This window comes from Dyella sp. 333MFSha, assembly GCF_900102405.1.
Classification (GTDB): Bacteria; Pseudomonadota; Gammaproteobacteria; order Xanthomonadales; family Rhodanobacteraceae; genus Luteibacter; species Luteibacter mycovicinus.
In genome coordinates this window covers 137,383-161,488 of the sequence record NZ_FNBR01000001.1, presented here as the reverse complement: position 1 = coordinate 161,488, position 24,106 = coordinate 137,383, and the positions used below count along the sequence as shown (strand labels likewise).

The following is a 24,106-nucleotide window of genomic DNA, read 5'->3' as shown; positions in this document are numbered from 1 at the left end:
GGCGTCAGCGGGGCACTGGCGGGGTGCGATTGACGGTGCCGTCGCCCTGCGGCGGGCGCTGCTGTTGCTGCGTGGCCAGCGAGGATTTGGCCAGCTCGGCGATGCCCGCCAGCGAACCGAGGATGCCCGTGGCTTCCATCGGCAGCAGCAACGTCTTCTGGTTGGGCGACTTGGCCATTTCCTTCAGCGCCTCGACGTAATTGTTGGCCACGAAGTAATTCAGTGCGTTGACGTCGCCATGCGAGATGGCGTTGGAGACCATCGTCGTCGCCTTGGCTTCGGCCTCGGCGAGGCGCTCGCGTGCTTCGGCTTCGCGGAAAGCGGCCTCTTTTTTGCCCTCGGCGCTCAGGATGGCGGACTGCTTTTCGCCTTCCGCCTTGAGGATGGCCGCCTGACGGAAGCCCTCAGCATCGAGGATGTTGGCGCGCTTCTCGCGCTCGGCCTTCATCTGCCGGGCCATCGCGTCGACCAGATCGCGCGGCGGCGAGATGTCCTTGATTTCGATACGGGTGACCTTGACGCCCCACGGATGCGTGGCCTCGTCGATCACGCCCAGCAGCTTGGCATTGATCGCGTCGCGCTGGCTGAGGCTCTCGTCGAGATCCATCGAACCGAGCACGGTACGGATATTCGTCATGATCAGCGCCAGCGCCGCACCTTCGAGGTTCGCGACTTCATACGCGGCCTTGGCGGCATCCAGCACCTGGTAGAAGACGACGCCATCCACGCGGACCACCGCGTTGTCCTTGGTGATGACGTCCTGCGAGGGAACCTCGAGGACCTGCTCCATCATGTTCATCTTGCGACCGATCGCATAGACGAAGGGAATCAGAAAATGCAGACCCGGTGTCAGCGTGCCGGTGTACTTGCCGAACATCTCGACCGTCCACTCGTAGCCCTGAGGCACGATGCGGATCAGCTTCGCCAGCACGGTGACGGCAACCACCACGACGACGAACGCGACGACGATATTTCCCATGGCCCTTCGCTCCCTATTTCCGGTGTCTTGCCCGGAGTATAGGCGAAGCGACTCAGGCCGGACCGGCGGGAAGCAACAGGGTGACGCGAAGGCCGCCGCCGTCGCGGTTGGACAGCGCGATCCGGCCGCCATGGGCTTCCGAAATTTCTCGGGCAAGCGCCAGCCCAAGGCCGGTACCCGAGCGCTTGGTCGAATAAAAAGGCAATAACGCCTGCGCCAGGACGGTGTCGCTCATGCCCGGGCCGCGGTCGGCCACCTCGATCAGGGTCTCGCGGCCGATGTGGTGGACCGCCAGGCTGACCTCCGTGGCCTCCCCGCCGGCCTCGTGCGCATTCTTGATCAGGTTGATCAGCACCTGCTCGACCTGGGTGCGATCGAACCACCCCGGATGCTCGGGCAAGGGCGCCGCAAGGCGAAATTCCGCGTGCAGAGCCAGATCGTCGAGAAACGGCGCCCAGGGGACCTCGCGGGCCTGCGGCGCGGGCAGCTTGGCGAAGCTGGCGTAGCCGGCAATGAAACTGTGCAGGTGCTTCGCGCGGTCGCCGATGGAGGCGAAGACCCCGGGCAGCCGGGCGAGATCGCCGCGACGTGCGAGTTCGGCACCGGAATGCGACAGCGACGAGATAGGCGCCAGCGAGTTGTTGAGTTCGTGACTGATGACGCGGATGACCCGTTTCCACGTGTGTACTTCCTGGCGGGAAAGCTCACGCGTCATGCGACGGTACAGCTGAAGCCGGTGAGGCCGCCCCTGCAGACGGAAGCCCCGCTGCGAAAGGTGGAAGGTCTCTTCGCTGCCATCCATCTCGACGTTGAACAGCGCGTCCTCGCCGGCGCCGGCGGCATCGCGAAGGTTGGCGGGCATGGCTTCGAGCACCGTCGCGAAGTCGAGACCCGCCAACGCCCGGCCTTCGTTGAAGAGATGCCTCGCCGCGATGTTCGCGTAGGTGACCTTGCCTGTCGCATCGGTCAACACGAGGGCGACGGGCGTGTTCTGTACCACGGTGTCCAGCAGCAACTCGCGCTGGGCGAGATGCTGGCGTTGTTCGCGCAGCGTCTGGCCAAGCGCGTTGTGCATGTGGATCAGATCGCCGAGTTCGTCGTTGCGCCCGGATCCGATCGAGATGCTGAAATCCCCGTCGCGATAACTGGCCAGTGCGCTCTCCAGCGCACGCATTAGACGACGCAGGGGCTCGACCAGAAGGTGCGCCACCCAGGCCGACAGCGGCAGCAACACGAGAAGACAGATGACCAGGGCCGTGGTGCCGTCGAACGCCTCGATCGGCCCCGGCGTGGGCAGTTTGCCGGTCTTGTCAGGCACCGCGCGCATCCACGCCAGCACCTGCGGGAAAGGCCAGATGGAAACGCCCGCGAACACCAGCGCGCCGACGATGGCCGATGCGGCCACCACGATCGTCATCCGTCCCTCTAGCGTGAGCGTCCTCATCGGCGGCGCGTCAGACAGCCAGCCCGTATCGCTCCATCCGCCGGTAGAGCGCTTGCCGTGACAGGCCCAGGCTGTTCGCGGCGCGACTGATGACCCCGCCCGCCGAGGCCAGGGCTGCTTCGACCGACTCGCGGCTGGGTTCGTCGAGGTTGCGCGTGGCGTTCGCCGCCGGCGGCGGGAGGTTGAGGTGTACCGGCTCGATGCGACCGTCCGGTGCCAGCAGCGCCGCACGCGCGATGGCGTTTTTCAGCTCACGTACGTTGCCCGGCCACGAGTGCGCCAGCAGGGCTTCGCGAGCGTCTTCGGTCAATGTGGCCTTGCCGTCCAGGAAATGCCCGGCCAGCGGCAGGATATCGTCGCTGCGCTCGGAGAGCGGAGGGAGGTTCACGTCGATGACGTTGAGGCGGTAATAGAGGTCTTCGCGGAAGGTGCCCGCAGCGATCATCGCCTTGAGGTCGGCATTGGTCGCGCTGACCAGGCGCACCTTGACCTGTCGCGTCCGCCCCGAACCCAGTCGCTCGAACTGGCCCGTCTCGAGCACGCGCAGCAGCTTCATCTGCCCCGGCAGCGGCAGGTTGCCGATCTCGTCGAGGAACAACGTGCCGCCATGAGCCATCTCGAAGCGGCCCTCACGCGCCTTGTTGGCGCCCGTATACGCGCCGGCGTCGGCACCGAACAGCTCGGCCTCGATCAGCTCCCCGGGAAGCGCACCGCAATTGACCGCGACGAACGGCCCGTGCCTCACGGCGGAATTGGCGTGCACGATCGCGGCGATGCGTTCCTTGCCGGCACCGTTGGGACCGGTCACCAGCACGGATACGTCGGAACGCGCGACCTGACATGCAAGCTCGATCGTGCGGCTCATGGCCTCGGAAGCGAATACCAGGCCATCGAGTTCGTAGCGGCTTTCGAGAGCTTCGCGCCGGCGACGGCGTTCGACATGGACACGCGTGGCCTCGCGGTTGGCTTCGGCCAGTTCCAGCAGGTTTTCCACCGTCGCCAGCAGCTTGTTGTCATCCCACGGCTTGGCCAGATAATCGGAAGCGCCGGCCTTGACCAGTTCCACCGCGGCTTCGAGGTGCGTCCACGCCGTCAGCAGGATCACCGGCAGGTCGGTGTAACGCGCGCGGATGGCCTTGAACAGCGCGATGCCTTCCTCCCCCGACGTGGTGTCGGCGGTGAAGTTCATGTCCTGAATGACGACATCGATCCGTTCACGGCCAAGCATCGCCAGGCCTTCTTCGGGTGTGAGCGCGACAAGGGGCCGGATCTCGCGGAGGCTGAGAGCCAGGGAAAGGGCCTCGCCGACGGCGGGGTTGTCGTCAATGATCAGTACGCAGCGCATGTGAACCTTTGGCATGCAGGCATGGATGCTTCTCGATGACCAAAAGGTTGAAAGCCTTTCGCATGAATCTTCATTCTAACCACGTGTCGCGACCACCGGGGGGACGGCCGCCGCGCGCAGGGCCGGTGCCAGCACGGCGACCTGCCCGAGCAGCCAGAGGATGATCGCCCCGGCCGGCAGATAGACCAGCGGAAGTCTCGGCACTTCGTATTGCCACATCAGCAGCAGGTTCATACCGTAAGCCAGCACCATGCCTAGGCCGATCCCGATGCTGGCCAGCAGGAAGTTTTCGGTCTGAAAGTAGCGCAGCACGTCGACCCGGCGCGCGCCCAGTGCCCGCCGTACGCCGATCTGCCGACGCCGCTGGCCCACCCAGAAGCTGGCCAGCCCGACGATGCCCAGCGCGGTCACCGTGAGCAGTGCGATACACACACCGACCAGCAAGACGGCCATGGCACGATCGCTGGCGAAATACGCGTCGCGGATGTCGCTGTAACGCTGTTTGCCGGTGACCACCCGCCGCGGGTCGAGCTGGCGAAGTTTCGCCGCGGCGGCCGTCAGTACGCGGTCCGCCTCGCCCGGCCTTACACGCAGCACGAAGGCCGCGCCCATCGCCGGATATTCCCGGAGCGGCACCATCGTGCTGAAGGCGACCTGCCCACGGTCGCCGCCCCCGGCGCGCGACAGGCGTTTCACGACACCGACCACACGCATCTCGTTATCGCCGACGAACACGCTTCGACCGATCGGATGCCCGTCGGGGAAAAGCCGGTCGGCGGCGTCTTTCGAAAGGATGATCGACGGGGCCACCTTGACCTTCGCGCTGACGACATCGTCCATCCAGCGATACTCGTCGGGGCGGAACCAACGGCCTTCGGCCAGCTGCACACCCATGATCTCGCCGATGCGCTCGCCGTAGAAATTACCGGTATTCAGGCTCGACACATGCTGATCGCGCTGACGACCGAGACCACTGCTCCAGCTACGGTCGCCGAAAGGCACCGAGTTGGCCACGGTGGCGTCTTCCACACCCGGGACCTCGCGAAGAGCGGCCAGATCCGCCAGGGTGCGTGCATGCATGTCGGTGTGGATACCGATGTCGCCCACTTCGATACGCACCAGACGGTCTTCGTCGACGCCACTGGGCGTGTCCATCCACGCCAGCCGGTCGCGCACCAGGAAAACCGCGTTGCAGACGATCGCGCACGTCAGGGCGACCTGCAGGACGAGCAGCGTGCAGGTGAAGCGATGGCGTCGCAGTGTGGAGAGGATAGGTCCGATCTGCATGTTCATGTCATTGACTCTTCAGCTGCAGCGCGGGCGTGATGCTGCACGCGCGCCAGGCGGGAAGCAGGCCGGCGATCAACGTAGCGATCACCGAAAGCAGCAACGTGGCGACGAGCATGGTCAGATCGAGATGAGCCAGCCGGGCGAACGCATCGGGCTGCCTTCGCACCAGGGCGAGTCCGGCCCACGCGAGGATCAGCCCACCCACGCCTCCGGCCACACCGATCAGGCCGGCCTCGGTGAGCAGTTGCGCAAACACGCTGCGCCGTGACGCGCCCAGTGCCCGCCGCACACCGACTTCGCCGGCGCGTCGCATGAACTTGGCCAGCATCAGCCCCACGGTGTTGACCAGGCACACGACAAAAAATCCGAGGGCAAGCCACACCTGCAGGCGGACGTCACTCGGAACGACCTTCTGCTCCTCCAGGAAAGCGAGCAGGCCGGTCACCTCCGGGTGCTGGGGACGCTGAAAACGGCCAAGCGCCGCCTGCTCGTGCGCGTAGCCGTCGAGGTAGCGACGATACGCTTCGAGGTGCGCCGCACTGTCGAGCTGTACCCAGTACTGCAGCCAGGTGCACGAGGCACGTTCCATCTCGTTCTCGGCGGTCGACCCCTCGCCCCAGCAGCTGATCCCACCGTCTCGGCCCATCTCCAGCGCGCGGGCCGTCGAGAGCGGGACGAACACGCCTTCGCTGCCCGAAAAGCTGCCGGTATAGATATCGTAGAAATGCGGCACGGGTCGCCAGACATCGAGCACGCCGATGATGCGAAGATCCGCCCCGTTAGCGCGTATCGTCCGGCCGACGCTGTTGGTGCCGCCGAACAGCCGGTCGTTCAGATCGGCTCCGATCACGGCCACGTGTGCCCTGGACTCGTCCTCCGCATCGCTCCACGGCTGCCCGTAGCGGAACGGCACATCGAACATCGCGAAGAAGTCTGCCGTCGTATAGCGCGAGTGCTCGATGAACGGATCCATGGCCTGATCGTCGGACTGGACCGGTACCGTGCCACCCACCATCAGGGCTTGCCGGTCCGCCCGACGGTCCTTCAGCAAGCGCATGCCGTCGATCCAGGTGACCTGCACGGGTAGCTTCGTATCCTCCGCGTGGCTCAGATCGCGAGGGTCCAGCCGGGGCATGTAGATCGATCCGCTGCGTTCCGGCAGCGGATCGCCCGACAACACGTGCAGGACGGTCAGCGTGGTCATGCTGGCCCCGATCCCTAGCGCGACGGCGAGAATCATGAGCGCCGTCAGTGCCCTGCTCCGCCTCAGGCTGCGAAAGGCGAGTTCCAGGTAATAGGCGAACATCGATACTTCCACGCCTCAGACGCTCCGCGTCGCTTCGACAGGCGACACCCGAGAGGCGCGCAGCGCCGGCGCGAACACCGCCGCCTGACCGAGGCCGAGCAACGCGACCACGCCGACCATCACGTACGTAAACGAAAGCCGCTTCATCTCGAAATGCGTGAACATCCACTGGCTCAGCCCCAGCGCGAGCATCGTGCCGACGACCACGCCGGCGAGCGCGATCAGGAAGTTCTCGGTCATGAAGTAACTGAGGATATCGCTGCGCTTCGCCCCCAATGCGCGCCGCACACCGATCTGCTTACGCCGCTGCCCGACCCAGAAGCTCGACAAGCCCACGATGCCCGCCGCCGTGATGGCCAGCAACACGCCGCAGACGACGCTCATCAGGATCGCCATGCCGCGATCCGCCTCGTAGGCGTTCGCACGCACCGTTTCGAAGGTGCGGATGCCGTATTTTTCGGGAAGCACACGCATGCGGTTGACGTCGAACAGGACTTTGGGAACGCTCTTGAATACGGCGTCCTGCTGGCCCGGCTTGGTACGGATCATGAAACTCTGTCCGCCGTCATTGAACGTCAGCGGCATGATCGTCACGCTGTCCATGAAGTCCATGTCGATCCACGGAACGGTCAGCTTCGCCACGATGCCGATGATGGTCGACGGCTTCCCGCCGCGGTAATAGATAACCTTGCCCAGCGCATCGCCGTTGGGAAAAAGTTTGTCGGCCAGCGTCTTGGTCACGATCACCTGCGGCGGGGACGGCGACTCCTGGCGCTCGAACGAGCCGACCTCGGAGGCCGTGAAATTCCGGCCGGCGATGAGCTGCACGCCCAGCGTCTTGAGCGTGTGCTCGTCGCCGAAGTAGAGCGCGGTCTGCGCGCCGCCCTTGGTCGCATCCGGTGCCGTGCGCGCGGTCAATGACCAGCCACCCCGGCGCAGCGGATACGTGTTGGTGACATACGCATCTTCCACGCCGGGCATGGCGCGAATGGCCTGGATGTCCGTCCTTATGATCGGAAGGTAGGTCGAGGGCGCGCCTACATACCGGTTCTGCACGGCGATCAGGTTCGACTCGTTCATGCCTGTCGGGCGGTTCGCGCGCTCGACGCGCTCATGCACGATGAACAGGGCATTGCAGACGATGGCCAGGGTCAAGGCGATCTGCAGCGCGATGAGGATGGTGCCGGCCTTATGCCGACGCAGCGCGGCGAGGATGGGAAGTATCTGCACGATGAAATCCTCAGTTCGACTTCAGCTGCCAGGCGGGCTGCACTTGGGCGGCGCGCCAGGTCGGATAGAAAGCGGCGATGATCGACGCGGCGATCGACACCACGAGCGTGAGCAGCACGAGCATCGGGTCCAGTGTCGCCAGCCGGGCGATGGGCTCGGGGAAGACCAGCCCCACGCCGAGCACGCCCAGCCCGGTAAGGATCAGACCCAGGACGCCCCCTGCGACGCCGATCGTGCCCGCCTCGATCAGGAACTGCGCGTAGATATGCAGCCGTGACGCGCCCAGCGCCCGGCGAACGCCGATTTCAGGCGCCCGGCGCATGAACTTCGCCAGCAGCAGACCCACCGTGTTGACCAGGCAGATCACCAGGAAGCCCAGCGATACGACCAGCGACACCTGCGACTCCGGTGGAACGACGTTCTGCACCGACAACCAGTCCATCACGTCACGCACGCGCCCGTTGGGTGCCCAGCGAAAACGGCCCGCACGTTGTTGTTCGGCTCCATAGCCGGCGATGTATTGACGGTAGGAGTCCGCCGCGACACGGGTCGGCAGCTCCGCCCAGAGCGACAGCCAGATGCACTCGGAACGCAGATAGTTGTCCCAGCCTTCACCGGGATCGGCGACACAGTTGTTGTTGCCACTATTGGGCAGTTTGAGATCGACAGCCCGGTTGAACGGCACATACACCGAGGCGCCATCGTTGAACCCGCTCGTATTGGGCACGTCGAAGAACAGCGGCTGCGGCGCCCAGTCCTGGATCACGCCGCTGATGCGGAACAGATGGCCATCGATGTTGATCTGCTTGCCGACGCTCTGGCCGCCGTCGAACAGCTTGTCGTTCAGCGTCTTCGAGATCACAGCGACGCTGGCATGGCGCTCGTCGTCGTCCAGCGTCCATGCCTGTCCCTGGATGAAGGGCACATCGAACATCGGGAAGAAGTCGGCACCTGTCGCGTACGCACCTTCGCGCACCGGTAAACGGCTCGGGTCTTCCGGAATCACGGAAATGCCGATCGGATAGGTCACCGTCTGCCGTTCGGCCTTGTGTGCCCGCAGCAGCGCGATCGCGTCCTGGTACGACAATGCCGGGGGTGGCTCGCCCTTCTCCGTATTCTCGGGACCCCAGTTGTCGACCTGCACGTTGTAGAGCACGGCCGACTTCTGTGGAATCGGATCCCGCGACGTCGCGCGGAACACCGAGTACGTCGTCATCGACGCGGCCACGCCGAAGCCGATGGCCATCACCATCAGTGCGGTGAGGACCGGGTTGCGCCTCAGGCTGCGCATACCGAGATGGAGGTAGTAACTGAACATGGACGGATTCCCCCGGAGAAGCGGCGGTACGATCAGGAGTGGGCGACGTTGGGATGCGAGTGGAAGCGCGGTTCTTCAGCGAGGTCGACCACCTGGCCGTCGATCACGTGGACGTTGCGCTGCGCGCGTGCGGCGAGTTCCGGATCGTGAGTCACCATGACGATGGTGGCGCCTTCACGGTGGATCTCTTCCAGCAGTTCCATCACGCCGCGGGCCATCTGTGTATCGAGGTTACCGGTCGGTTCGTCGGCCAGAAGAAGACGCGGTGAGCCGGCGAGTGCGCGGGCGATGGCGACACGCTGCTGCTGACCGCCGGAGAGTTCGGCCGGGTAATGCCTCGCGCGCGAGGCCAGGCCGACACGCTCGAGCGCATCCATGATGCGCTGCTTGCGCTCGGCGGCTTTCATCCCGCGATAGCGCAGCGGCACTTCGACGTTGTCGAACACGTTGAGATCGGGGATCAGGTTGAACGCCTGGAAGATGAAGCCGATCTTCTCGTTGCGGATCTTCGAGCGGGCGTTATCGTCGAGCTTGCTCACTTCGACGCCGTCCAGGTGGTATTCGCCCCCGGTGAACGTCTCGAGCAGGCCGGCGATGGTGAGGAAGGTGGTCTTGCCCGAGCCGGACGGTCCGGTGACGGCCACGAACTCGCCTTCCTTCACATCGATGTTGAAGTCGCGCAGGGCGTAGGTCTCGACGACTTCCGTGCGGTAGACCTTGGCGAGATGGTTCATCTTGAGCATGACGTTTCCCTCGGTGGATGAATGGTTGGAACGGTTAACGGCTGATGGCGATGTGCTTGGCGGTGCCAAAGGTGTCCGCCCCGGAGATGACGATCTTGTCGCCCTCCTTCAGACCGTCCAGAATCTCGACCTTGTCGATGCTGCTGGCACCGACACGGATGTCGCGACGATCGGCCATGCCGTCGGCCACGACGTAAGCGTAGCGGCCGGCGCTTTCGTCCACGAACGAGCCGCGCTCGACGGTCAGTACGTTGTCGCGTTTGTCGAGCAGGATACGCACGGACATGCGCTGGCTCTGGCGCAGCTGCTTGGGTGTATCGCCGTCGAAACGCAGTCGCGCCGCGACTTCGCCATTGACCACCTCGGGCGAGATCGCGCTCACCTTCCCGTCCCACACCTTGCCGTTACCGGTGATCTCACCGGGCATGCCGATCGCGAGGTCGCGCGCGAAGCTCTCCGGCACTTTCATCTCGACTTCGAGGGCGGACAGATCGATGACGCTCAACAGCTGGGCATCCTTGGCGACCGTGGCGCGCTCGGCGATGAACAGCTGACCGACCTGCCCGTCGACGGGCGACTTCACGTTGAGGTCGTCGACCTGGCGCTCGAGGTCTTTCACCAGCAGCAGCTGACGGTCGTGGGCCAGCTTCTTCGACTGCACGTCGAAAGTCAGGCTGTCGTTATCCGTCGCCAGGTCGGACTTCGCGTGCTTCGTGGTGATCGCCGCCTTGTCCAGCGTGGACTTGGCCTTCTCCACTTCGGCGGCCGGCACGGCACCCTTGTCGAACGCGCTCTGGTAGCGCTTGAGGTCACGCTCGGCGGCGGTCTGATCGATGGTCGCGTTATCGAACGCCTTCTGCAGCTCGGAGCGCTTCTTCGTCGCGTCGATCTGCGCGCGCAGGAACTCCACTTCCATCGCATCGGCCGCCGACTGTTCCTGCGCGAGCTTGCTGGTGAGTTCGGGACTGGTGATGACGGCGAGCGGCTGATTCTTCGTGACCACGTCGCCCGCATGCACTTTCAGCACGACCGCGCCGGCGGACGCCGCATACATCGTCGGGCTCACGGCGGCGACCACTTTGCCTTCCGCCGCGATGTCGCGAACGAAGGGGCCACGGGTGACGGTGCCGAACGAGAGGCGCGAGGCGCTGACCGACGAATCCGCGGAGAACATCGTCGCGACCTTCGGCGCCGCGAATACGAGCGCGGCCAGCACCACCACGCCCGCGCCACCGAGCATGAGCTTGCGCCGATGGCTCGGGCGGACTTCGACGAGGCGGTCCTGTGCGGAGGTGTCGCGGATCATGTTGGGTATCCCTGGTGATTTCCAGGGAGTAGCAGCAAGCGGCGTGCCAACACGAAATACTAAATCAGATCATGGCCTTGCAAGGAATCCGGCGTGTGCGACGTGTGTCCGCGGACAAAGTGTCCGGACACCCGCGGGTGGCGGACACGTCCGCGCGAGGCATCAGCCAGCGATGCCCACGGATTCGGACATCGCGATATCCCGCGCCACACCGTGGCCCAGCGTGGATATGCATGCGTCGCGCGCACCAAGCACCGTGAAGCCACTCATCCGTCGGCGGGTGAAGGTGAGCACGCGCGCACGCGATGCACGCAACCATTCGCGGTTCGGCGATCGCCGCGCCGGCGCCGCGATCGGTGAGGCGTCGGCGAACAGGCCATCCCAGGCGAGGTAGTCCGTGTCGGGCAGCAGATAGATGCGGGCGACGGTGTCGCCTTCGGCGCTGACGCCGTCGATCCACTCGCGCGGCCCTTCCGCCGTGATGGCGCAGGTCAGGCCCACGTAGCGGGCGACGAGCAGTGGCGCCAGATCGGCCGATTCCACGAGGCAGCCGTCGGCGGCCGGCGCGCTGAGCGCACAGCCGGACAGCGGCGGTGCCAGGTACAGCACACCGCCCAGCTGCCCCAGGCCCTCGAACAGGGTCCGCGGTGCCAGCGCCAGCCAGCGCGTGGTCGAGGTGGTACGGGCGCGCGAGAGCACGCCGAAGGACGATAGCCAGCCGAACATGTCGCCTCCCGGTCTGTGACGAGGAACGGAGGCCTGGCTTGCGCGGTCCGGGGAGGTCCCGCGTGGCTTGGCGTCGGGGAGAAGTGCGCTTACTTGGTAAGGATCAGCTTGTCGTTGCGAGTCAGGCGCAGGTGGTACTCGCTGCCCTGGTGCTCGATGACGAGCTCACGCGAACCGTCGAGGAGGTTCTTGCTCTCGATGCGCCGCGTCGCGACGGGGGTCGCCATGCGAAGGGGTACGACCTTGTCTCGGCCGCCGTTGTCGGTCAGGGGAAGCGTTCTCAGCAACATGGTCAGCTCCGCGGTTGAGGGTGCGGAGTTGATGATAATGATTCTCAATTACCTGTCAACAGGCAATGGGGTCTCTGCTGAGAAAACGCCGCCCGACGGCGGCGTCGTTTCAGCCCTCGCCGGCCAGCCGCGGGGCGTCGGCAAGCATCCCGGCCAGCGTCCGCTCCAGTTCTTCGAGGTCCGGAATGATCGCGGTGTCGTCACGGACGAGCACCCGCGCACGCACACCGAACGGCAGGTCATGCCCGTCGTGGGTCGGCAACAGAAGCTCGGCATTGAGCGTGGTCAGGCGCGGGAAGCCGTGGGTCACCACGGCGATGTACGGCAGCCCCGCCGTATTGCCGAGCGCCTTCAGCACGGCGACGCGGGCGGCCTGCGGCGGTGCGTCGTCGGGCAGGCGGGCCACATGGTCGAAACGCACCAGCGGAATGCTCCAGCCACGCCAGGCGATGCGCCCCAGCAGCCAATCGGGCGCATCGGCGACCGGCTCGACGCCAGCCAGGGTAATGACTTCCGCCACCGCGGCGTTCGGCAGCAGCAGGCGTACGCCCGCGCTGGGAATCAGGACGCAGCGGATTTCGCGCGGTAACGGCTCACTCATGGGAATTCCTCGATCAGTTTCTGCGCCAGCGCCGCGACGTCGCCGGCATAGGCCGCCACACGCTCTTCGCGGATACCCGCGACCATGTGGCCATGCGCCTCTTCCACCGGCACGCTTTCCACCCAGACGCGACCGCCGGCGTCATAAACCGCCTGCGCTCCCGCCACGGCATCGTTCCCGCGACCGGCGAACACGATGGCCAGCGCGTCGCCACCGAACCCGCCGGCCAGCGTGCTCAGGACACCGTCGATCGACGGGCCCGCACTGCCGGTCGCGCTGGCGTCCTCGCGCACCGTGACGCTGCCGTCACGGCGGATCTGTACGTGCGACCCGCGCGGCACCACCAGGCGCTCGCCGTGGGCCGTATGGTCCTGCTCGCCAGCGATTCGCAGATCGCCCAGGCGACGCGCGAATGCCTGGGTGTCGTCATGATGCGCCACGACGAGCAGCACCGCGGGAAGACGTGCGGGGACCGCGGCCAGGAACGCGGCGATCGACGCTTCGCTTTCGCCTGCGCCGCCGAGGGCGATCACCCGGCGCACGGCACGCGAGCTGCCTTCGAGGAACATCTCGTGAGAGAACTCGCCATCGGTGCGCGGCGCGATGGCTTCTTCCATCGAGACCAGTTCGAGCGTGAAGCCCGCCTCGATGCCGTGCGTCCCGTCGTCGACGATGTCCTGTGCGAGGTATTCCGCAGCCGTGAGCGTTTCGATACCGAACTCCGAAGCGGGCGGGCGAGCCACCGTTTCGGGCATGACAGCATCGTGGTCGATCAGGTCCCATTCGGGCGCCGGGGGCGGTACGTATTCGGTGGCGCGGCCTTCGATCTCCAGCTTCGGCGTGCCTGCCTGCGCCGTGCCCGGCAGGGCATCGTCCTCAGGTGCGAGCGAGAACTGGCTCAGGTCGAATTCGCGTTCCGGTGCGGGCGACGGCGGCGGCGTTTCGTCGATGACCTCGAAGCCGGACAGATCGAGCGACGCCAACTCGGTCAGTTCGACCGGTGCGGACGGCACCTCGTCCAGGCCGTCCGTGCTGATCGCGGAGGCATCGGTGTCGGCCAGCAGCGCTTCGAGTTCGGCGGCGAGCTCCGTCGGATCGGCCCCCTCACCGTCGTGTTCGCCCGTGGCGGACAGCGTGGTCGAAAAGGCCAGTTCGTCGGGCACATCGTGCTCGACACCCGGCACGGCATCCATCGACACAGGCGCAGGCTTGTCGACGGATGCCATCGGCTCCTCGGGATAACCGTGCGTACCCGTGATGGCCAGGTCATCGACCAGGGGTTCGTTGAAGGTCTCTTCGGCCGGTGCGGCAACGCCGGCCATCGCGACCACACGCGGTTCGATGGCTCGGGCGTCTTCGGGGCGTGGCGGATCCATCGGTGACACGCCGACCAGCTTTGCCGCGAGATGCCGGGCCCAGCGGGCGCGGTCCCAGCCTTCCAGCGTGCGGCTCACGTCCGCATCGTTGAATACCAGGCGCGGATGTCCGCCTTCGACCGTGTCGTACAGACGGTCGAGGTCGTCATCACTGGGGTCGTCGAGGTCGACCACGACCACATCGGCCGAAGAACCCACCAGTTCGGCGGGCGCGAAGGCGCGGAGGTCGGATTCATAGACGATCGTCGCGCCCTGCTCGACCAGCGCGTCGCGCAGGTGTCCGGACAGCGCTGAGTCGTCGAACAGTAACGCCACCAGGGGCGCACGATCACCCATGGTGAACTCCGAGCACATCGTTGATCTGGATGACCAGATCGTTTTCCTGATACGGCTTGCCGATGTAACGGTCGACGCCGATGTCGAACGCGCGCTGACGATGTTTGTCGCCGGTACGCGAGGTGATCATGATGATGGGCACGCCCGCCAGACGCTCATCGGCCTTCATCTGCGTCGCCAGTTCATAGCCGTCCATGCGTGGCATCTCGATGTCGAGCAGCATCAGGTCGGGCACGCGCTCATTGAGCTTTTCGAGCGCGTCGATACCGTCCTTCGCCGTCATCACCTCGAACTCGTGACGCTCCAGCACGCGGCCGGTGACCTTGCGCATGGTGATCGAATCGTCGACCACCATGACCAGCGGCTTCACGCGGATCTCGTCCTGCGCGCGCGGTGCGTGCGGGATGGCCGCTTCGGCTTCGAAGGCGCGGCGAGCCATGCCATGACGCACCAGGGGCGCGAGGTCGAGAATCATCAGCACCGAACCGTCGCCCATGATCGTCGCGCCGAGGATACCCGGCACCGAGCTGACCTGCGGACCGACCGGCTTGACCACGATTTCGCGCGAGCCGAGCACGGCATCGACACGGATCGCGGCACGCAGGTCGCCCGAGCGAGCGAGCAGCAGCGGAATATCACCCTCGTCCGGCGACGCGACGATATGCACGCCCAGCAGCTGCGGCAGGTCGTGGATGGCGAACTCTTCACCCAGATAGTCGAACGCGGGCTGCTCGTCGGCCATGCGGTGGGCAAGCTCGTTCGGCTCCACACGCGCCACGCCGTTGACCGAGGTCATCGGGATGGCGAAGTTCGTTTCACCGATGCGCACGATCAGGGCCTGGGTCACCGCGAGGGTGAACGGCAGGCGCATCACGAAGGTCGTACCGCTGCCCTTCTCCGATTCGATCGCCAGCGTGCCGCCGAGCTGCTTGATCTCGTTGGCGACCACGTCCATACCGACACCACGACCGGCTACCTGGGTGACCTTCTCCGCGGTGGAGAAGCCCGGTACCTGAGTGAGCTGAAGGATCTGGTCGTCGGAGACACGGGCATCCGGACGCAGCAGGCCGCGCTCGATCGCCTTGGCGCGAATGGCATCGCGGTCCATGCCGGCACCGTCGTCGGACAGGCGCACCACGACCTCGGTGGCTTCGCGCGCCACCTGGATACGCACCGTGCCTTCCGGATGCTTACCGTTGGCTTCGCGGGTGTCCGGTGTCTCGATACCGTGGGCGACCGCGTTACGCAGCATGTGCTCGAACGGCGCCTTGATGCGGTCGAGCATGTTGCGGTCCATTTCGCCGTTGGCGCCTTCCACCACCAGCTGCGCCCGCTTGCCAACATCGTTGGCGGCCTGGCGGAGCGTGCGGCGAAGGTTGGGCACCATCGCGTCGAACGGCAACATGCGGGTCTGCATGAGACCTTCCTGCAGTTCCGCGTTGACCCGCTGCTGCTGGAGCAGAAGATTTTCGGACTGACGGGTCAGCTCATCGAGGATCGTCTGCAGCGAGACCAGATCGGATACCGACTCGGCCAGCGCTCGCGAGTACTGCTGAAGCTGCGAGAAGCGATCGAGTTCGAGCGGATCAAACGTCGCCGATCCGGTATCGCGGTGTTCCTGGTGGTAACGCGCGATGATTTGCGCTTCGGTTTCGATTTCGAGCATGCGCAGCTGGCTGCGCAGACGGCTGACCGTCTGCTCGTGCTCGGTGAGCGTCGAGCGGAAGCTGGCCGTCTGCTGTTCCAGGCGCGAGCGGTAAATCGACACTTCGCCGGCGTGGTTCACCAGCGTGTCGAGCATGTCCGCGCGGACACGGATCTGTTCCTGCGACGCGCGCTGCAGTTCTTCTTCCTCGAATTCCGGCAGCAGGTCCGGCAGTTCGTGGTCGAGGACAGGAATGACTTCCGGTTCCGGCAGGGGCTCGGTCGCCGGGATGTACTCGGCGGCCTCGCGCTCTTCACGGTAAGCCTCGGCGGTCAGCGTATCCGGTGCGATGGGCGCGCCGGCCAGGCGTGCGAACGGCTCGATGTCGGCATCGCTGAGCGCGATCGCGCGGTTCTGCGCGATGCTCTGGATCATGCCATGCAGACGATCGAAACCGACTTCCATCGCTTCGATGGAGGCGCGGTCGCTTTCGCGCTGGCCCGTGGCCACCGCGTCGAGCAGGGCTTCCATCGCATGCGCGAAGTCGCCGACCGGCGCCAGGCCAGCCATGCGCGCACTGCCCTTCAGCGTGTGCAGATCGCGCTGCAGCGAGGTGACGTGTTCCGCCACCTGCGGCTCGATGCGCCATGCGGCGAGCGCGCCGTCGGCGTGATCCAGAATCTCGCGGCCTTCCTCGACGAACACCTCGAGCAGGTCGGGATCGATATCGGCATACGGCGAAAGCTCCGGCACCAGGGCCGGTGCCGGCTCGTCCACCGGCGTATGCACCGGCGCGGCGACCGGTTCATGCGACTGGTCTTCGATGAGAACGGGCTCGGCCACGGCGGGCTCGGCCACGTCTTCCGGCTGAGCCACGTCTTCCGGCTCGGCCACTTCGTCCGGCTCGGCCACTGCTCGCGGCTCAGCGGCTTCTTCCGGCTCAGCCAGCTCGAACGATGCTTCGGACTCCGCCATGTCAGCGGCGTACGGCGCTACTTCCGGAGCCTCGGCCTGGTCGACAGGTATTTCCTCGGCCACCGGCTCGAAGACGGGCTCGGTGGGAGCCGACTCTGCCGGCGCGTCGGGACCCGCCGACGCCAGCGGATCGGGATCGACAAACGAATCCTCTTCCGACGGCGTCTCGTCGATCACTTCATCGTCGGCGGAAACAACCTCCCCGACACGCGAATCCTCGACACGCGGTTCGACGAGGCCATCGTCGGTATGCGGCACGTCACCGTCGTGCGACATCGGCTGCGGCAATGCTTCCGCTTCGGCTTCGGCGTTGGCTTCCGCTGCCGCGTCGACCGACGGCCCGGCCGGCGTCGTCGCCGCGGCATCGAATCCCTCCACCAGCGCGCGCCAGGCAGCCGCTTCGTCGACGTCGTACTTCGCGATCGGCTCGACCACGCCTTCCGGTTTGTCGACCTCGAAACGTTCGAACGAAGCGAGCAGCTCGGCCGTGAGATCGTCCGTGCTGTCGATCGGCTCGACGGGCGCCAGCTCGATCCCGGGAATGGCCTGACTGTCCGTCTCGGCGTCGATGTCGGCCTGAAGCTCGGCGAGCGTCAGCTCCTGCTCTTCGGACGTTTCGGATTCAGGCTCCACGTCGGCGACGACGTCGGCTTTCGTTTCGACCGCGGGCGGAGCGGCAGCCTCGAGCTCGGCCAGCTCACGGGCCAGCATCGCTTCCAGCTCGGCTTCGAGATCCCCCGGAGCGGCAGCATCCTCTTCCACGCTGTCGTCGGCGAGGGTTTCCGTGTCGAGCGACGACACGGAGGCCACGTCGTCTTCCGGCAAGACCTCGTCCACGACCGGCGGCGGGACGTCGTCGACGACGTTCGCAACGTGCGGCACGACGTCTTCGATGTTGTCGATGTTGTCGATGTCGGCGACGACCGGCGTCGCGGACGCCGCGTCGACGGGCGTCTCGTCCAGCGGCAGCGGATCGGGCTCGTACAGGATGTGCGCGACCGTCGCTTCGGGCTGTTCGTCGCGCATGGCGATGATATGTGCCGCCAGCGCGGCCACGTCCGGTACGCGCGGATCCGGGGTGTCGAACTGGTCCATCACGTGATCGACGAGATCGGCCGTATCGGTCAGCGCGTCTACGCCTTCGACACGCAGCGGCAGGCCGCTGGCACGAACGCGCTTGATCAGGCCTTCCAGCGGTGCGAGCACCTGGATGAGCACCGGGATGTCGACCATACCGATGGCACCGTGCAACGTGTGCACGGCACGCAGCAGCGCGTCGTCGACAAACAGTTCGCCGTCGCCGGCGCGGGCCAGGTTGGCACGAATGATCGTGAGGTACTGGGCCACCTCGGTACGCAGGATGTCGAGCAGCACGGCGTCGACCGGCGGCAGCGGCGGCGCGACATACACCGGCTCGCTCGGCGCGGCTTCGACGGGCTCGGCGGGCGTCTGCCCGTAGCTGGCGAAAGCGGCGGTCGGCACGGCGGCGATGGTGTCGCGGGGCACGCGACGCTTCACCTTGGTGCGGACCTTCTGTACGGAGCTCTTCGCGACATCTTCCACGAAGGCCATGTCGCCCATCGCGAGGCGATCCGCGGTTTCCATGATCGCGGCGATCGGCGCACCCGGCGTGCTTTCGCCTTCGAGAGCGGCCTTCAGCTGCGGCAGCGCATCGATGGCATGACGGACCAGCGCCTGCACGCCCGGATGCGGTTCGATGCTCTTGTCGAGCACGCGGTTGAGCGTGTTCTCGACCTTCCAGGCGAACTCGCCCAGAAGACGGGCGCCGACCAGACGACCGGAGCCCTTCAGCGTATGGAACGAGCGACGGATCGGAACGAGCGACTCGCTTCTTTCCGGATTGGCCAGCCACGCGCTCTGCGCGGCGCGGAGATTGTTGATCTCTTCCTCGGTTTCTTCGAGGAAGATCTCGCGGATTTCGTCGTCGATACCGTCGACCGTGATCTGGAAGCCGGCGAACTCGGCATGGCCTGCGCCGCCCACTTCCTGCTCGATTTCTTCCTCGATCTCGACCCAGTCTTCCTCGCCCGCGGCAGCGGCGGGCTCCGCAGCGGCCGCGACCGGCGACGTCGCTTCAGGCGCCGTCGCTTCGGGCGCGGCGACCGCGGCGGCCGCGGCGATTTCCGCCTCGGTCGGCGGCTCGTCGACCAGATCGAACGATTCCGCAAACGTCGATACCGTTTCGCCCGCATCGACGCTGGTCGACGGCACGGCGATGTGCTCGATCGCCTCGCTTTCGATGCGCTCGATCGCGGCTTCGCCCAGCGGCTCGGCTACGTCTTCCTCAGCGGTCGGCAGCGGCCAGTAGCCGAGCTCGGCCAGGCTCTGCTGCGTCACGTCCAGTATGTGCTCGAGGCCACCGCGGTGTTCGCGGGCGGCTTCGAGGTAATACTCGAGCGCCGCCAGTGCATCGGCAAGGCGATCCATCTGCGCGCCGTTCGGCACGCGGCGGTCGCCGAGCAGTTCACGATGAATGAACAGGCCAATGCCGTCGGCGAGTTCGCCGGGGCGCGGAGCGCCCAGCATGCGCATCGCGCCGCCGATTTCGGCCATCAGCTCCGGCGTACCGTCCAGCTGGGCGTGATCCCAGGACGACTCGACGAAGGCGACGATCGCGTCCTTGACCTTCGACGTGTTGCCCGTGGCTTCGCGCATCAGCGTGGCGAGAATGTGGCGTGCTTCGCTGCGCGGAAGCGGCGACGGACCGAGGTCGGAAACGACCTGCTCCTCGCCCTCGGCACCGAGGCGTTCGATGTGGTCGTCGAGCGAGGCTTCGACGTAGAGCAGCGCACCCGCGACGTCGAGCAACGACTCTTCGTCGGGATCGCGCGCACCGGTGGCGATTTCGCCGAGGATCCGGCGCTGTTCGCCCACCACGCGACGCGGCACGCCGAGCGCAAGCATGCCCAGCGTGTCACCGACACGATCGAGTACGTCAGCCTGCGGGCCGAGCTGGGCGGGATCGCCATCGGGGCGACGGAGGAACAGATCGAGCGATTCCTTCACGCGCAGCAGGTCTTCCTTGATCGCCACCGACACGGTGTCGAGCAGCGCGCGGTTGTGACCGGACATCGAGCCACGGGCATGCTCGACCTCGGCGGCCTGCGGCAGCAAGCCGTCGAGCCGGTAGGTCTGGCGCAGTTCTTCGAGGCGTTCGCTGCCCGGCTTGGCCTGGGCGACGTAGTACAGCAGCTTGCGTGCGAGTTCGTCCGCATCGCCGTTGAGCAATGCGTCTTCGCCACCCTCCACCAGTTCACGGATGGAACGGTCGACGCGGCCGATCAGCTGGCGCACGTCCTTTTCGTGGGCGCGCAGCACGCCACGCTCGAGGCCCTCGAGCACACCAGCGGCGATCCACCACAGGCGACGGCCGGCGATGGTGTAGCAACGCGCGGCGATGCCGTCGAGCGTCGCGCGCATGCCGAGCAGCTGACGTTCGTTGCCCTGCCCGCGGAACCAGGCCAGCAACTGCTGCTGGAAACGCACGCGCAGTTCGGCGATCTCGGCGCGATGGCTTTCCGCCGCCGCGGGATCGTTCGCACCCGGCGCAATGGCCGGCAGCATGGTGTCGAGGTTGGGCGTGAACAGTGCCGACTCGTGCAGCGACTGCTCGCCACGGCTCGAGCGAAGATCGTTGAGCAGCGGCAGGAGCACGATGGGCACGTCGCGGTGGCCACTCTGCAGACGCTCGAGGTAGTCGGGCATCTGCATCATGCCGCGCATAAGCGCGGCATAGGCGTCGTCGCGATGGGCCACGCGATCGTCGATCAGCGCGGCGACCAGCTGCTCCATTTCGCCGACGACCATGGCGGCGCCGTACAACTCGACCATACGCAGCGTGCCGTGGACCTGGTGAAGGTCCGCGGCACAGGTGTGCATGACGTAGGCGTCGCGGGAGTCTTCGACGTAGGACTCGAGGGCCTGGCGTGCCTTGGACAAGGCGTCGTCGAGCTCCGCCTTGACCCAGTGCAGCGTAGTGAAATCGGTATGGTCTTGAAGTCTCACTGCATTAGCCCGGCAGCTTGAAGTTCGCGACGGACAGTCGCAGGTCGTTCGCCAGCTGCGCCAGGTTTCCGATCGACTCGGCCGTCTGGCTTGCACCCAGCGAGGTCTGCGAGGTGATCTCCTGAATGACGTTCATCGTCGCCGAGGTGTCCGTTGCCGCGGCCGACTGCTGGCGGGCAGCGGCGGAGATGTTCTGAATCAGTGCGGAAAGATCGTTCGAGACGCGCTCGATGTCGCCCAGCGCGGTACCCGCGTCCTCGGCCAGTCGTGCACCGGCCACCACCTCGGCGGTGGTCTGCTCCATGGAGCTGACCGCCTCGTTGGTATCGGACTGAATGGTCTGGACCAGCGTTTCGATTCGCTTCGTGGCGCTGGCGGAACGCTCGGCGAGTCGCTGGACTTCGTCCGCGACGACCGCGAAACCGCGACCCGCTTCACCGGCCGACGCCGCCTGGATGGCTGCGTTCAACGCGAGGATGTTGGTCTGCTCGGCAATGTCGTTGATCAGTTCGACGATCGAGCCGATTTCCTGCGAAGACTCGCCCAGTCGCTTGATTCGCTTCGAGGTTTCCTGGATCTGGTCACGGATCGAGTCCATGCCCTGAATCGTTTCCCGCACCACTTCCGCGCCACGCGATGCGATCTGCACCGAGCGCTGCGCCACGTCGGCCGACTCGGCCGAGTCCTTCGACACCGTATCCATCGAGGTGGCGATCTGGTTGATGGCGGAGGTCGCCGAGGTGATCTGCTGCGCCTGCTGTTCCGCCGCGTCGGCGAGGTGCATCGCGGTCGCCTGGGTTTCCTGCGCTGCCGCCGAGACCCGCACCGCCGTTTCGTTAATCGTGGTGACGAGGTTGCGCATCTCGTCGACCGCGGAGTTCATGGCGTCCGCGATGGCGCCCGTGATGTCCTCGGTCACCGTGGCCTTGATGGTCAGGTCGCCTTCGGCGAGCGAGCCCATCTCGTCCAGCAGTCGCATAATCGCGGTCTGGTTACGCTGATTGAGTTCGGACGTGGTTTCCAGGCGGCGACGCTGATCGCGCACGAGGTTGTAGACCAGCAACAGGGCGAACGCCACCGCGCCGATGGCGCCGATCAGGCCCCACCATACGTTCGGGAACAGACGGGTCAGCGGCAGCCTGGCGATTTGGTCGGCGGACTCGTTCGCACGAAGCAACACGGTCTGCGAATCGAGCGAGGCCTGGTTACCGGCGCGCTTCACGTCCTGCAGGTTCGGCGACGCCGAGACCAGCTGGGTGACGGGATCGACCAGGTCGCCCCACGACGTCTGCATGTCGGTCAGGATCTTGTGGGCATTGCTGTCGGAGATGGCACGGACACCGCCGTCCGGGTTGCCATCGATCAGGCCCTTGAGCACCGAACCGTACAGCTGCGCATCGCGCGACAGGCCGTCAGCGGCGGACTGCGCACCGTCGCCACCCTGCAGGATTTCCTGCACGCGGCGGATCATGCGGTCAGCCATGAGCATCCAGCGCGCGATGGTGAAGGTCTGCTCCACCGAGGCGTTTTTCTGCTGGACGATGTTGAGCACCTCGTCGGTGCGCGCGTTCAGCAGCGGCATCTGCCTGGAGAACAGATCGGCGCGCTCACCCGACGACAGGACGAGGTCCTTGTTGGAGAGAATCTTGCCGATGTCCGCGTCGAGCTGGTGCCAGGCGTTGGCCAGCGCGCCCACCGAGCGACCGGCCTGCGAGCCGTTGTCGTCCGCGTAAGCCGGCATGCCGGTCTTGTCGTCGCCCTTGACCAGGCGCTGCACCGCCGAATCGATCGTGTTCCGGGTGGCCGACAGTTCGCGGAAGGAGTCGCGGTTGCCGTCGGATGCCTCGAGCGCGTACTTCGCGGTCTGCTGCGAAAGCACCTGAACCTGGGTCGTCAACGCGATGGCTTCGCGATCCTCACCGTTCCTGGTGTTCAGCCACCAGAAGTCGACCGACGCCAAACCGATCGCCAGGAGAAGAAACACGATAACGATCGTGTAGCCACGTTCCCGGCCTGCGCCGCCTGCTGTCGTGCTCATATCTACCTCACCCAAACCTGGCAAAGCTAGCCACCGGTGCCTCGAGGCTGCCGGCAAGACGAAGCGACCGAAGTGATCGCCCCCCGTTCCCAATGCGAAAGCGGCCAAGCCACCTCCGCCCATCCTGTAACGGGCCGGCCAGGAGGCCGCCCCGTCCCCCTGGAGACGCCTTACAGCGCCGCCTGCCGGAAATCCGGCGCACGAACCAGCCGGCTCATGCTGAACAGCCCGAACGATTGCTCGCCAAGTGTCACGTTTTCAGCCACGAACCGCGTCAGGCGCGGATCGCGTTCGTCTTCGCCCGAACCGCGCTGGGCGTCGTCCATCGTCCGCTGGCCGAAAACCTCGTCGACCAGCAGCCCCACCGTGCCGCCGTGCTGGCGTACGAGAAGCAGACGCGTACGTTCGGAAGACGGCGTACGTTCGTCGAACAGGAACCGGCCCAGATCGATCGCCGGCACCAGGTTGCCTCGCACGTTCGCCACGCCCATCAGCCAGGGCTGCGTGCCCGGGACGTTGGTCAGCGAGGGAACCGCCAGCAGTTCGTTGATTTCCTCGATGCCGCTGACGAAGGCGCGCCGACCCACGCGGAACCCGATGCCACGCCACAGGCCCGTCGAGTCGACGTGCGTCGGCGCATCGGCCGAGTGCGCCAGACAGGCGCGTTCGTAGAACGCGAGCAGTTCGAAGGGCGACGTTGCAACGTTCTCGCTCATATCGCCCTCAGTGCGTCTTGTTCGGGAGCAGGCTGGCGATGGTCGAGAGAAGCTCCTTCTCGTTTACCGGCTTGGTGATGAAGGCCTTCGCACCCTGGCGCAGGCCCCACACGCGGTCGGTCTCCATCGATTTGGTCGTGATCATCACCACGGGCACGTCCGCCGTGGCCGGGTCGCGGCTCAGCGAACGGGTGGCCTGGAAGCCGTTCATGCCGGGCATGATGACGTCCATGATGACCAGATCGGGCTTGTTCTCCTGGATCCGCGCGATGCCTGCTTCGGCGTTGTCCACGCTGGAAACGGAAAAACCCGCCTTTTCGAGCAGCGTGGTGAACACGCGTACGTCGGTGGGCGAGTCGTCGATGATTAGGATATTTGCCACACGTCCCCCTGGACGTCGTTAAGCGAGATCAGGT

At 65.9% G+C, this 24,106-nt stretch carries 17 protein-coding genes; all 17 read right to left on the bottom strand.

Annotated features, from left to right (window positions below; genetic code table 11):
• Positions 1–4: 4 nt before the first annotated feature.
• The 17 genes from BLT40_RS00690 to BLT40_RS00610 all read right to left on the bottom strand — a co-directional run bounded on the left by BLT40_RS00690 (position 5) and on the right by BLT40_RS00610 (position 24,072).
• Positions 5–979, bottom strand: coding sequence for an SPFH domain-containing protein (locus BLT40_RS00690; protein WP_090350749.1), 975 nt, complete (start codon positions 977–979; stop codon positions 5–7).
• 52 nt (positions 980–1,031) lie between these two features.
• Entirely contained in the window at positions 1,032–2,396 is a 1,365-nt protein-coding gene (locus tag BLT40_RS00685; protein WP_255363905.1) for a sensor histidine kinase, read from the bottom strand.
• A 37-nt stretch (positions 2,397–2,433) separates the two neighbouring features.
• Positions 2,434–3,768: a sigma-54-dependent transcriptional regulator gene (locus tag BLT40_RS00680; protein ID WP_090350742.1), complete on the bottom strand. Its 1,335-nt coding sequence runs from the start codon at positions 3,766–3,768 to the stop codon at positions 2,434–2,436.
• A gap of 75 nt (positions 3,769–3,843) precedes the next feature.
• Positions 3,844–5,055, bottom strand: a complete 1,212-nt coding sequence (locus BLT40_RS00675) for an ABC transporter permease (protein ID WP_090352483.1) — start codon at positions 5,053–5,055, stop codon at positions 3,844–3,846.
• A gap of 7 nt (positions 5,056–5,062) precedes the next feature.
• On the bottom strand, positions 5,063–6,364 hold the full coding sequence (locus BLT40_RS00670) for an ABC transporter permease (protein ID WP_090350740.1): 1,302 nt from the start codon (positions 6,362–6,364) through the stop codon (positions 5,063–5,065).
• A 15-nt stretch (positions 6,365–6,379) separates the two neighbouring features.
• Positions 6,380–7,594 carry an ABC transporter permease gene (locus tag BLT40_RS00665; RefSeq protein ID WP_079522569.1) on the bottom strand — a complete coding sequence of 405 codons (1,215 nt, stop codon included), beginning with the start codon at positions 7,592–7,594 and terminating at the stop codon, positions 6,380–6,382.
• A gap of 10 nt (positions 7,595–7,604) precedes the next feature.
• Entirely contained in the window at positions 7,605–8,912 is a 1,308-nt protein-coding gene (locus BLT40_RS00660; RefSeq protein ID WP_090350738.1) for an ABC transporter permease, read from the bottom strand.
• Positions 8,913–8,944: 32 nt separating this feature from the next.
• Positions 8,945–9,655 (bottom strand): ABC transporter ATP-binding protein, encoded by a 711-nt coding sequence (locus BLT40_RS00655; protein WP_036111317.1) that lies wholly within the window; start codon positions 9,653–9,655, stop codon positions 8,945–8,947.
• 34 nt (positions 9,656–9,689) lie between these two features.
• On the bottom strand, positions 9,690–10,961 hold the full coding sequence (locus BLT40_RS00650; RefSeq protein ID WP_090350736.1) for an efflux RND transporter periplasmic adaptor subunit: 1,272 nt from the start codon (positions 10,959–10,961) through the stop codon (positions 9,690–9,692).
• A gap of 162 nt (positions 10,962–11,123) precedes the next feature.
• Positions 11,124–11,687, bottom strand: a complete 564-nt coding sequence (locus BLT40_RS00645; RefSeq protein WP_090350734.1) for a hypothetical protein — start codon at positions 11,685–11,687, stop codon at positions 11,124–11,126.
• A gap of 89 nt (positions 11,688–11,776) precedes the next feature.
• The gene (locus BLT40_RS00640; RefSeq protein WP_051944201.1) at positions 11,777–11,914 is read right to left on the bottom strand and encodes a hemin uptake protein HemP; all 138 of its coding nucleotides are present in this window, start codon (positions 11,912–11,914) and stop codon (positions 11,777–11,779) included.
• Between the two features lie 172 nt (positions 11,915–12,086).
• The gene (locus BLT40_RS00635; protein ID WP_036111313.1) at positions 12,087–12,578 is read right to left on the bottom strand and encodes a chemotaxis protein CheW; all 492 of its coding nucleotides are present in this window, start codon (positions 12,576–12,578) and stop codon (positions 12,087–12,089) included.
• Entirely contained in the window at positions 12,575–14,290 is a 1,716-nt protein-coding gene (locus BLT40_RS00630) for a chemotaxis protein CheB (protein WP_176809063.1), read from the bottom strand. Before BLT40_RS00630 ends, BLT40_RS00635 begins: the two co-directional genes overlap by 4 nt.
• The gene (locus BLT40_RS00625) at positions 14,283–20,936 is read right to left on the bottom strand and encodes an Hpt domain-containing protein (protein WP_176809062.1); all 6,654 of its coding nucleotides are present in this window, start codon (positions 20,934–20,936) and stop codon (positions 14,283–14,285) included. The genes BLT40_RS00630 and BLT40_RS00625 overlap by 8 nt, the downstream gene beginning before the upstream one ends.
• A 4-nt stretch (positions 20,937–20,940) precedes the next feature.
• On the bottom strand, positions 20,941–22,974 hold the full coding sequence (locus BLT40_RS00620) for a methyl-accepting chemotaxis protein (protein WP_036111308.1): 2,034 nt from the start codon (positions 22,972–22,974) through the stop codon (positions 20,941–20,943).
• A gap of 170 nt (positions 22,975–23,144) precedes the next feature.
• Positions 23,145–23,690 (bottom strand): chemotaxis protein CheW, encoded by a 546-nt coding sequence (locus tag BLT40_RS00615; protein WP_090350727.1) that lies wholly within the window; start codon positions 23,688–23,690, stop codon positions 23,145–23,147.
• Positions 23,691–23,697: 7 nt separating this feature from the next.
• The gene (locus BLT40_RS00610) at positions 23,698–24,072 is read right to left on the bottom strand and encodes a response regulator (protein ID WP_036111303.1); all 375 of its coding nucleotides are present in this window, start codon (positions 24,070–24,072) and stop codon (positions 23,698–23,700) included.
• Positions 24,073–24,106 lie beyond the last annotated feature (34 nt).